The organism is Pseudomonas sp. PS02303 (assembly GCF_029959925.1).
Classification (GTDB): Bacteria; Pseudomonadota; Gammaproteobacteria; order Pseudomonadales; family Pseudomonadaceae; genus Aquipseudomonas; species Aquipseudomonas mandelii.
On record NZ_JASCOM010000191.1, the window covers coordinates 1 to 11,547 of the forward strand.

9 protein-coding genes are annotated in these 11,547 nt (G+C 58.4%); 2 read left to right on the forward strand and 7 right to left on the reverse strand.

Annotated elements, in window-relative coordinates; translation table 11 throughout:
- Positions 1 to 85 precede the first annotated feature (85 nt).
- The 7 genes from QMX98_RS26585 to QMX98_RS26615 form a co-directional block, all read right to left on the reverse strand.
- Positions 86 to 979 (reverse strand): ABC transporter permease subunit, encoded by an 894-nt coding sequence (locus tag QMX98_RS26585; protein WP_010466694.1) that lies wholly within the window; start codon positions 977 to 979, stop codon positions 86 to 88.
- Entirely contained in the window at positions 976 to 1,857 is an 882-nt protein-coding gene (locus QMX98_RS26590; protein ID WP_169857238.1) for an ABC transporter permease subunit, read from the reverse strand. Before QMX98_RS26590 ends, QMX98_RS26585 begins: the two co-directional genes overlap by 4 nt.
- A 35-nt stretch (positions 1,858 to 1,892) precedes the next feature.
- Positions 1,893 to 3,035, reverse strand: coding sequence for a polyamine ABC transporter ATP-binding protein (gene potA, locus QMX98_RS26595; protein ID WP_010466690.1), 1,143 nt, complete (start codon positions 3,033 to 3,035; stop codon positions 1,893 to 1,895).
- Positions 3,036 to 3,108: 73 nt separating this feature from the next.
- Positions 3,109 to 4,206 (reverse strand): polyamine ABC transporter substrate-binding protein, encoded by a 1,098-nt coding sequence (locus QMX98_RS26600; protein WP_282411612.1) that lies wholly within the window; start codon positions 4,204 to 4,206, stop codon positions 3,109 to 3,111.
- A gap of 188 nt (positions 4,207 to 4,394) precedes the next feature.
- Positions 4,395 to 5,507, reverse strand: a complete 1,113-nt coding sequence (locus QMX98_RS26605) for a polyamine ABC transporter substrate-binding protein (RefSeq protein ID WP_010466686.1) — start codon at positions 5,505 to 5,507, stop codon at positions 4,395 to 4,397.
- A gap of 169 nt (positions 5,508 to 5,676) precedes the next feature.
- Positions 5,677 to 7,041, reverse strand: a complete 1,365-nt coding sequence (locus tag QMX98_RS26610; protein WP_010466685.1) for an aspartate aminotransferase family protein — start codon at positions 7,039 to 7,041, stop codon at positions 5,677 to 5,679.
- Positions 7,042 to 7,100: 59 nt separating this feature from the next.
- Positions 7,101 to 8,459, reverse strand: a complete 1,359-nt coding sequence (locus tag QMX98_RS26615) for a glutamine synthetase family protein (RefSeq protein WP_010466683.1) — start codon at positions 8,457 to 8,459, stop codon at positions 7,101 to 7,103.
- Positions 8,460 to 9,155: 696 nt separating this feature from the next.
- Here QMX98_RS26615 and QMX98_RS26620 point away from each other — a divergent pair.
- A complete protein-coding gene (locus tag QMX98_RS26620; protein WP_010466681.1) occupies positions 9,156 to 10,532 on the forward strand; it encodes a glutamine synthetase family protein in 1,377 nt (458 codons plus the stop codon).
- 263 nt (positions 10,533 to 10,795) lie between these two features.
- The gene (locus QMX98_RS26625) at positions 10,796 to 11,434 is read left to right on the forward strand and encodes a TetR/AcrR family transcriptional regulator (protein WP_282411613.1); all 639 of its coding nucleotides are present in this window, start codon (positions 10,796 to 10,798) and stop codon (positions 11,432 to 11,434) included.
- Positions 11,435 to 11,547 lie beyond the last annotated feature (113 nt).

Genomic DNA, 11,547 nt, shown 5'->3' on the forward strand with positions numbered 1-11,547 from the left:
CATCTCTATCAACTGACACGACCTCATCGCGAGCAGGCTCGCTCCCACACTGGATCGGGGTTGGCCACATAATCGTGGCCAACCTTCAAGCCGCTTCCGGCGCCTGCTGGGCGCGACGCACGTCCGGTTGTTTCCAGGAGTCGGCCGCGCTTTCTTCGATCGCCTGCTGGATCGCACGCTTGCGCGCTTCTTCGGCACGGCGGCTGAAGAACCAGACCAGGAAGGTCATCAGCGAAACCGCCAGCAGAATCAGGCTGGCCACGGCGTTGATCTCGGGTTTAACCCCAAGGCGCACCGCCGAGAACACTTCCATCGGCAGGGTCGTGGAGCCCGGGCCCGACACGAAGCTCGCCAACACCAGGTCATCCAGGGACAGGGCGAACGACATCATGCCGCCGGCACCCAGGGATGGCGCGATCATCGGGATGGTGATCAAGAAGAATACCTTCCATGGCCGCGCACCGAGGTCCATGGCCGCCTCTTCGATGGACAGGTCCAGCTCACGCAAGCGCGCCGACACCACCACCGCCACATACGCCGCACAGAACGTGGTGTGAGCGATCCAGATGGTGACAATGCCGCGTTCCTGTGGCCAACCGATCATCTGCGCCATGGCCACGAACAGCAGCAACAGCGACAGACCGGTGATCACTTCGGGCATCACCAGCGGCGCGGTGACCAGGCCGCCGAACAGCGTGCGACCCTTAAAGTGGGTGATACGGGTCAGCACAAATGCCGCCAACGTACCCAGTGCCACCGCCGCCACCGCCGTGTAGCAGGCGATTTCCAGCGAGCGCACCACCGAGCCCATCAATTGAGTGTTGTCCATCAAACCGACGTACCACTTGATCGACCAGCCGCCCCACACCGTCACCAGTTTCGAGGCGTTGAACGAGTAGATCACCAGGATCAGCATCGGCGCGTAGATGAACAGCAAGCCCGCGATCAGCATGAAACTCGAGAAACGGAAGCGCTTCATTCTTTACCCTCCATTTCCTTGGCCTGACTGCGGTTGAACAGAATAATCGGCACAATCAGGATCGCCAGCATCACCACCGCCAGGGCAGACGCCACCGGCCAGTCGCGGTTGTTGAAGAATTCTTGCCAGAGCACTTTACCGATCATCAGGGTTTCCGGACCGCCCAGCAGTTCCGGGATCACGAACTCGCCCACCACCGGAATGAACACCAGCATGCAGCCGGCGACGATGCCGTTCTTCGACAGCGGAATAGTGATCTTCCAGAAGCTGTTGAACGTGCTCGAACCCAGGTCCGACGCGGCTTCCAGCAGACTGTTGTCGTGCTTCACCAGGTTGGCGTAAAGCGGCAGGATCATGAACGGCAGGTACGAATAGACCACGCCGATGTACACGGCGAGATTGGTGTTGAGGATCTGCAGCGGTTCGTCGATCCAGCCCATGGTCATCAGGAAACCGTTGAGCAGGCCGTTGTTGCTGAGGATGCCCATCCACGCATACACGCGGATCAGGATCGCCGTCCAGGTCGGCATCATGATCAGCAGCACCAGCACCGTTTGCAGCTCTTTACGGGCACTGGCGATGGCGTAGGCCATCGGGTAGCCAATCAGCAGGCAGAGGACGGTGCTGATCAGCGCCATCTTCAGCGAGCCAAGGTAGGCAGCGATGTACAACTCGTCGCCGGCCAGCATCGCGTAGTTGCTCAGGTTAAGCAGCAACTGCACCTTCTGGTCGATGTAGCTGTAGATCTCGGTGTACGGAGGAATGGCTACGTCGGCTTCAGCGAAGCTGATCTTCAGGACGATGAAGAACGGCAGCATGAAGAACAGGAACAGCCAAATGAACGGAACCCCGATGACCAGCTGGCGGCCACCGGGAATTATTCGATTGAGGCGGCGTTTGAATTTGCGCATGTTCATGAGCGAAGTACCACGCCGCTGTCGTCTTCCCAGTACACGTAGACCTGGTCACCCCAGGTTGGGCGCTGGCCACGGCGCTCGGCGTTGGCGACGAACGACTGGACGATCTTGCCGCTCGGCAGCTCGACGTAGAACACCGAGTGACCGCCGAGGTAGGCGATGTCGTGCACCTTGCCGCTGGACCAGTTGTATTCGCAGGTCGGCATGGTCGGGGTCACCAGCAGTTTTTCCGGACGGATCGCGTAGGTCACGGATTTGTCCTGCACCGAGGTGCTGATGCCGTGGCCCACGTAGATCTTCCGGTCGAGGTCCTTGCAGGTGATGATCGCATGACCCTCGGCGTCATCGATCACTTCGCCGTCGAAGATGTTGACGTTGCCGATGAACTCGCAGACCAGGCGGCTGGTCGGGGTTTCGTAGATGTCGATCGGGCTGCCGATCTGAGCGATCCAGCCCAGGTGCATGATCGCAATGCGCTCGGCCATAGTCATGGCCTCTTCCTGATCGTGGGTCACCATGACGCAGGTCACGCCGACGCGCTCGATGATCTCGACCAGTTCCAGCTGCATTTGCGAACGTAGCTTCTTGTCCAGCGCACCCATCGGCTCGTCGAGCAGCAACAGCTTCGGCCGCTTGGCCAACGAGCGGGCCAGGGCCACACGCTGACGCTGGCCACCGGACAACTGATGCGGCTTGCGTTTGGCGTATTGCGTCATCTGAACCAGCTTGAGCATGTCTGCGACACGGGCATCGACTTCAGAGGCGGGCAGCTTGTCCTGCTTGAGGCCGAAGGCGATGTTCTGCGCCACGGTCATGTGCGGGAACAACGCGTAGGACTGGAACATCATGTTGATCGGCCGCTCGTATGGCGGCATGTCAGTGATGTCTACACCATCGAGGTAAATGCGCCCCTCCGTGGGCCGTTCGAAGCCTGCGAGCATACGCAGCAACGTGGATTTGCCCGATCCAGAACCGCCGAGCAAGGCGAAAATCTCGCCTTTCTTGATTTCCAGGGACACATCGTCCACGGCAATCGTCTCGTCGAACTTCTTCGTGACCCGGTCGATTTTGACCAGCACCTGTTTAGGTGTCTGGTCGCCCTCGAGGGCTTTCTTATAGGCGCCGGAGGCAACTGCCATTTACGAAACTCCCAGAAAAAAAGAGTGCAGTTCGCTCAAGGTGAGCCAACCTTGGATAGTTTGAGCCTTGTCGCTATTTACCCGACTTGACCTTGGTCCAGCTGCGGGTCATCAAACGTTGAATGTTTGGTGGTAACTCGACGGACACATAGGTCTTGTCGAGAACGGCTTGCGGTGGATAGACCGACTCGTCGGTGCGGATGGACTGTTCCATCAACTTGTCCGAGCCAGGGTTGGGGTTCGCATAGCCAACAGAATCACTGACCTGTGCGATCACCTCGGGTTTCAACAAATAGTTGATGAAGGCGTGGGCTTCTTTGACGTTGGCCGCATCCTTGGGGATTGCCAGCATGTCGAACCAGAGTGCGCCGCCCTCTTTCGGAATCGAGTAGGCGATGTTCATGCCCTTGCCGGCTTCTTCCGCGCGGGCCTTGGCCTGGAACATGTCGCCGGAGAAACCGATGGCGATGCAGATGTCGCCGTTGGCGAGGTCCGCGATGTATTTGGAGGAGTGGAAGTACGTCACGTAAGGGCGCACCGACAGCAACTTGGCTTCGGCCTTTTTGTAATCTTCGGGGTTGGTGCTGTTAGCGTTGAGGCCCATGTAGTTGAGGACGGTGGGCATCATTTCATCGGCGGAATCGAGGAACGCGACACCGCAAGCGTGCAGCTTCTTGATGTTCTGCGGTTCGAATACCGCGCTCCAGGAGTCGATCTTGTCGACGCCCAGTACCGCCTTGATCTTGTCGACGTTGTAACCGATGCCGTTGGTGCCCCACAGGTAAGGCACGGCGTACAAGTTGCCCGGATCGTTTTGCTCAAGACGCTTGAGCAGTACCGGATCGAGGTTGGCATAGTTAGGCAGCTTCGACTTGTCGAGCTTCTGGAAGGCGCCCGCCTTGATCTGTTTGCCCAGGAAGTGGTTGGACGGCACGACCACGTCGTAACCGGTGCGCCCGGCCAGCAACTTGCCTTCCAGGGTTTCGTTGGAGTCGAAGACGTCATAAACCGGTTTGATGCCGGTCTCTTTCTGGAAGTCGGCCAGCGTCGTCGGGCCGATGTAGTCCGACCAGTTATAAATATGCACAGTGCCGGCGGCCTGGACACTGACAGCGAGTGTCAGCCCGGCGCCGACCAGCATGGCATTGCGCAACAAAGAAAAAATAGGCAAGTGGAGGTCCTCTAAAATTAGTTGGGCCCAAGTTGCCCCGCGTTACATGACAGGCATGGCTGCCCAGCAACAAAACCGGCGCGCAACTTACCCTCGAAAAACCGTTCCAGCAAAACTTTCTGTCATTTAATTACACCTGTTGCCGTCACCGCGCAGGCGACGGCAACAGGTTGTTGCCTCAAAACGGCTTATTTACCCGATTTGATCTTGGTCCAGCTGCGCGTCATGATCCGCTGGGTCGCGGCCGGCAAGTCGGCAATCGCGTACAACTTGGCCAGCACTTCTGCCGGCGGGTAGATGCCCGGGTCGGCGGTGATTTCTTTATCAACCAAGGCGGTGGCGGCCGCGTTACCGTTCGGGAAGCGCACGGCGTTGGTGATTTCAGCCATGATTTCCGGCTTCTGCAGGAAGGTCATGAACTTGTAGGCGCCTTCGACGTTTTCGGCATCTTTAGGGATGGCGACCATGTCGTAGAAGCTGCCGGCACCTTCTTTCGGAATGTTGTAGCTGACTTTCACCTTGTCACCGGCTTCAGCCGCGCGGGACTTGGCCTGGTAGATGTCACCCGAGTAACCCACGGCCACGCAGATGTTGCCGTTGGCCAGGTCGGAGATGTACTTGGACGAGTGGAAGTAGCCCACCGAAGGACGAATCTTCAGGAACAGCGCTTCGGCTTCGGCCAGTTGTTTTTTGTCCTGGCTGTCGGTTGGATAGCCTAGGTAGTGCAACGCCACCGGAATCATCTCGGTTGGCGAATCGAGGAAACTGATACCGCACGACTTCAACTTCGCGGCGTTTTCAGGTTTGAACAACAGGTCCCAGGAATTGGTTGGTGCATCGGCACCCAGTGCAGCCTTGACCTTCTCGGCGTTGAAGCCAATGCCGATCGAACCCCACATGTACGGGAACGCGTGTTCGTTGCCCGGGTCGCTCACCGACACAGCCTTGAGCAGGTCAGTGTTCAGGTTTTTCCAGTTAGGCAGCTTGGACTTGTCCAGCTTCTGGTAAACGCCGGCCTTGATCTGCTTGGCCAGGAAGTTGTTCGACGGTACGACAATGTCGTAACCGGACTTGCCTGCCAGCAACTTGGCTTCCAGGGTTTCGTTACTGTCGAATACGTCGTAGACAACCTTGATGCCGGACTCGGTTTCGAACTTCTTGATGGTGTCCGGCGCGATGTAGTCGGACCAGTTATAGACGTGCAACACCTTGTCGTCCGCCTGAACCGCACCCGCCATTATGCCCATCAGGGACATGGCGAGAAGTGTCTTGCCAGCAAGCTTTTTTCCTAATGCCTTCATGCGTAATGCTCCAAATTTTTTCTTTTTTGAACCACTTTGTTCAGCGGCCGAATCCGGACAACTGGAACCGCGGCTAGTCTGGCAAGATCCGAGGCGGTCTTTCAAGGAAAGGCCTCCTTTAGAACTGCTCTGAGCGAAAGTTTCATGACTCCCGCCCAGAGCCTAGCACTTAGCCCTGCAACGCACTCAGGGTCAGGTCCAGGCACTTGCGTGCCTTGGTTACCAGCTCATCGATTTCAGCCTTGGTAATCACCAGCGGCGGAGCAATGATCATGGTGTCCCCCACGGCGCGCATGATCAGGCCGTTGTCGAAGCAGAACTGGCGGCAGATCATGCCGACGCCCTTGCCTTCGTAACGCTTGCGAGTGGCCTTGTCCTGCACCAGCTCGATTGCCCCCAGCAGACCGACCCCACGCACTTCCCCCACCAACGGGTGATCGTTCAGTTCCCGTAGACGCTTTTGCAAATAGGGTGCCGTTTCGGCATGAACGCGCTCGATAATTTTTTCTTCGCGCAGGATGCGGATGTTTTCCAGTGCCACCGCCGCGGCCACCGGGTGTCCGGAATAAGTGAAACCGTGGTTGAAATCACCACCTTCGTTGAGCACGGCGACCACTTCGTCACGCACGATCAGGCCACCCATCGGAATGTAGCCGGAGGTCAGGCCCTTGGCGATGGTCATCATGTCGGGCTTGAGGTCGTAGAAATCGGTACCGAACCACTCACCGGTGCGGCCGAAACCACAGATCACTTCGTCTGCCACGAACAGGATGTCGTACTTGGCGAGGATTTCCTTGATGCGCGGCCAGTAGGTGTCTGGCGGAATGATCACGCCGCCAGCGCCCTGGATCGGCTCGGCAATAAAGGCGCCGACGTTGTCCACGCCGAGTTCCAGAATCTTTTCTTCCAGCTGATTGGCCGCCCACACACCGAACTCTTCCGGTGTCATGTCGCCGCCTTCGCCGAACCAGTACGGCTGGGCGATGTGGACGATGCCCGGGATCGGCAAGTCGCCTTGTTCGTGCATGTAGGTCATGCCGCCCAGGCTCGCGCCGGCCACGGTGGAACCGTGATAGCCATTCTTGCGGCTGATGATGACTTTCTTCTTCGGCTGGCCCTTGATCGCCCAATAGTGGCGGACCATCCGCAGCATGGTGTCGTTGCCTTCGGACCCGGAACCGGTGAAGAACACGTGGTTCATGCCTTCCGGTGCGATGTCGGCGATGGCCTTGGCCAGTTCCAGCACCGGCGGGTGGGCCGTCTGGAAGAACAGGTTGTAGTAAGGCAGTTCGCGCATCTGTTTGCTGGCGGCATCGGCCAGTTCATCGCGACCGTAGCCAATCGCAACGCACCACAGGCCGGCCATGCCGTCGAGGATCTTGTTGCCTTCGCTGTCCCAGAGGTAAACGCCTTTGGCGCTGGTGATGATCCGCGGGCCTTTCTCTTTCAGCTGCTTGAAGTCGCTGAACGGGGCCAGGTGGTGATCGTTGCTCAGGGTTTGCCATTCACGGGTTTGCGGATTGTTGCTAGTCATACCAATCTCCAAAAAAAATCAGGTGAAAGCGCCGCCCGACAACGACGACGCCCGGCGTATCAGACGGCGAAGAGCAGGAATTCCCGCTCCCATGAGCTGATGACGCGCTTGAAGTTTTCATGCTCGGCCCGCTTGACCGCGACGTAGCCAGTGATGAATTTCTTGCCCAGGTATTTCTCGATAGTCGCGCTGTTTTCCATGCGTTCCAGCGCGTCTTCGATGGTCAGTGGCAGGCGCAGGTTGCGGCGTTCATAGCCACGACCCACCACCGGCGCACTCGGGTTCAAGCCTTCGACCATGCCGATGTAACCGCAGAGCAGGCTCGCGGCAATCGCCAGGTACGGGTTGGCGTCGGCGCCCGGCAGGCGGTTTTCCACCCGACGGTTTTGCGGCCCGGCATCCGGAACCCGCAGGCCCACGGTGCGGTTCTCTTCGCCCCACTCCACGTTCACCGGTGCCGAGGTGTCCGGCAGGAAGCGGCGGAACGAGTTGACGTTGGGTGCGAACAGCGGCAACAGCTCGGGGATCAGTTTCTGCAAGCCACCGATGTGGTGCAGGAACAGCTGACTCATGGTCCCGTCTTCATTAGAGAAGACGTTCTTGCCGGTTTCGAGGTCGATGATGCTTTGGTGCAAGTGCATGGCACTGCCGGGCTCGCCGGTCATGGGTTTGGCCATGAAGGTGGCCGCCACGTCGTGCTTGAGCGCGGCTTCGCGCATGGTGCGTTTGAACACCAGGATCTGGTCAGCCAGGGACAGGGCATCGCCGTGACGGAAATTGATTTCCATCTGCGCCGTGCCGTCCTCGTGGATCAGCGTGTCGAGGTCCAGCTCCTGCAATTCGCACCAGTCATAGACGTCCTCGAACAGCGGATCGAATTCGTTCGCGGCTTCAATGGAGAACGACTGACGACCGATTTCCGGGCGCCCGGAACGGCCGATAGGCGGTTGCAACGGGTAGTCCGGATCGTCACTGCGCTTGGTCAGGTAAAACTCCATTTCTGGCGCAACGATCGGCTGCCAGCCCTTCTCGGAATAGAGTTTGAGCACTTTCTTGAGTACGTTGCGAGGCGACAGCTCAATCGGGTTGCCTTGCTTGTCATAGGTGTCATGGATCACCTGCGCGGTGGGCTCGACGGCCCAAGGCACCAGGAACACCGCGTTCTGATCGGGGCGGCAGATCATGTCGATGTCGGCCGGGTCGAGCAGTTCGTAATAGATGTCGTCTTCGACATAGTCGCCCGTCACGGTCTGCAGCAGAACGCTCTCGGGCAGGCGCATGCCTTTTTCAGCAATGAACTTGTTGGTCGGCGAAATCTTGCCCCGGGTGATCCCGGTCAAGTCGGCGATCATGCATTCGACTTCTGTGATCTTGTGGTCTTTCAACCAATCGGTGAGCTGGTCGAGGTTGTTACTCATAAATGCCTCTTAGGCTGAGTTTCCTGACTCTTATAAGTCAGGCGTTGTTTGACGCACGGGCGTCGCGTGATACAGATTGCCACTGCAATAGCCGCGCACAAGTACCCACACGGGTAATGGCGTGGGTCAGTGAGAGCGTAGTGGAGCGTGCAGAATCATGAGCAGAAGCCGACGCGTTGGTCGGGCTGCCAGGACGAAACGGAACTATATTGGATAGAGAGGCAGTCAAGAGAATGTCGTGCAGACCGTCCAGAATATCGGACGGTGCCAGCAGGTTCGCCGGGGAAGTAAGAGTCGACGGCACGCCTTGGGCAACGCTTGCCTTGGCGTGGACGCTACGATCGCCACTGATGTGATAAGCATACAGACCGATCTGCCTTGAGCAGATGGCGACGCCGATTAACGGCAGGCGAGACATGAAGCACCCCGGTATTATTGCTGTTATGGGTTTGAATCGAGCTTAGCCTTGTTCATTTTTTTACACAACACCCCCGTAAAAAATACAACACGGCCCGCTCAAGCTCGCGGGCGCTAAAGCGCTCAAAGGCATAAAAACGCCCCAAACTGCCTCAAAAAAGCCCTACGAGCGCTTTTTTAGGGCAAAAAAGGCCTCGCTTGACTTCGGCATGCCGTTCGGGTTGACTGAAACCCGAAGAGATCAATGATTGATATTTTTAACAACAAAGGTGTTGCATCATGTCGGTACCCCCGCGTGCCGTTCAGCTTAACGAAGCGAACGCGTTCCTTAAGGAACATCCTGAGGTTCTGTACGTTGACCTTCTGATTGCGGATATGAATGGTGTGGTGCGCGGCAAGCGCATTGAACGCACCAGTCTCCACAAGGTTTACGAGAAAGGCATCAACCTGCCGGCCTCTCTATTTGCTCTGGATATCAATGGCTCGACGGTGGAAAGCACCGGCCTGGGCCTGGACATCGGTGATGCTGACCGAATCTGCTATCCAATCCCCGACACCCTGTGCAATGAGCCCTGGCAGAAGCGCCCTACTGCGCAACTGTTAATGACCATGCACGAACTCGAAGGTGAACCTTTCTTCGCGGATCCCCGTGAAGTCTTGCGTCAAGTTGTTACCAAGTTTGACGAGATGGGTTTGACTATCTGCGCCGCGTTCGAACTTGAGTTCTACCTGATCGACCAGGAGAACGTGAACGGTCGTCCACAACCTCCGCGCTCGCCGATTTCCGGCAAACGCCCGCATTCGACCCAGGTTTACCTGATCGACGACCTCGACGAATACGTCGACTGCCTCCAGGACATTCTGGAAGGTGCGAAAGAGCAAGGCATCCCTGCCGACGCGATCGTCAAGGAAAGTGCTCCGGCGCAGTTCGAAGTGAACCTGCACCACGTGGCTGACCCGATCAAGGCCTGCGACTATGCGGTCCTGCTCAAGCGTCTGATCAAGAACATCGCCTACGACCATGAGATGGACACCACCTTCATGGCCAAGCCTTATCCAGGCCAGGCGGGTAACGGTCTGCACGTCCACATCTCGATTCTTGATAAAGATGGCAAGAATATTTTTGCCAGCGAGGATCCCGAGCAGAACGCCGCACTGCGTCACGCGATCGGCGGTGTGCTCGAGACCCTACCGGCGCAGATGGCTTTCCTCTGCCCGAACGTCAACTCCTACCGTCGTTTCGGCGCACAGTTCTACGTGCCCAACTCGCCGTGCTGGGGCCTGGACAACCGTACTGTGGCGATCCGCGTACCGACCGGTTCCTCCGATGCCGTGCGCATCGAACACCGTGTGGCCGGTGCCGACGCCAACCCGTATCTGTTGATGGCTTCGGTCCTGGCAGGCGTGCATCACGGCCTGACCAACAAGATCGAGCCGGGCGCCCCCGTGGAAGGCAACTCCTACGAGCAGAACGAGCAAAGCCTGCCGAACAACCTGCGCGATGCATTGCGCGAGCTGGACGACAGCGAAGTCATGGCCAAGTACATCGATCCGAAATACATCGATATCTTCGTCGCGTGCAAAGAGAGCGAGCTGGAGGAGTTTGAACACTCCATCTCCGACCTTGAGTACAACTGGTACCTGCATACCGTGTAAGCGGTTGCCGTAAAAACAACGCCGCCGGCTATTGAAGCCTGCGGCGTTTTTTTATGGCCAACATCAAACCTGTGGCGAGGGCGCTTGCTCCCGCTGGGTTGCGAAGCGGCCCCAAAACAGTCAATGAGGTGTGTCTGACAGAACCGTATCGCTGTTACAGGGAGTCCTTCGGCCTCCAACGGGAGCAAGCTCCCTCGCCACAGGGGATATGGAACATGTGCCCGCTCTGCGTACAATGCCCGCTGCCCCGCAGGAGGACTCCAATGACGCGCACCGCCACCGTTCGCAAACCCCGCGCCCGCAGCCAGGCCCGGATCGATTCGATACTCGATGCCGCCCGCACGCTGCTGGCGGCCGAAGGCGTGGCCAGTCTGTCGATCTACAGCGTCGCCGAACGCGCGGAGATCCCACCCTCCTCCGTCTACCATTTCTTCGCCAGCGTCCCGGCGCTGCTTGAAGCCTTGACGGCCGACGTCCACGCCGCGTTCCGCGCCTGTCTGCAAGCGCCCATCGACCACGAAGGCCTCAACGGTTGGCGCGACCTGTCGCGAATCGTCGAGCAGCGCATGCTCGACATCTACGACGAAGACGCTGCCGCCCGGCAACTGATCCTCGCCCAGCACGGACTCACCGAAGTCACCCAGGCCGACCGTCAGCACGACATCGAACTCGGCGACCTGATGCACAAGCTGTTCGATCATCACTTCGAGTTGCCGAGGTTGCCGACCGATGTTGATGTGTTTGCCCTGGCGATGGAGCTCGGCGACCGCGTCTACGCCCGTTCAGTGCAGCAGCATGGGCAGATCACGCCGCGCATGGCAGAGGAAGGGATGCGGGTGTTTGATGCGTATCTAGGGCTTTATCTGCCGCCGTACTTGCCGAAGCGCCCCATTCGCGCCTGATTTCTGCGGTGCCTGCGATGGCTTCTTCGCGAGCAGGCTCGCTCCCACATTGGATCTTCAGCGGGCATAGCGTCTGTGTACGGTACAACTCCATGTAGGAGCGAGCCTGCTCG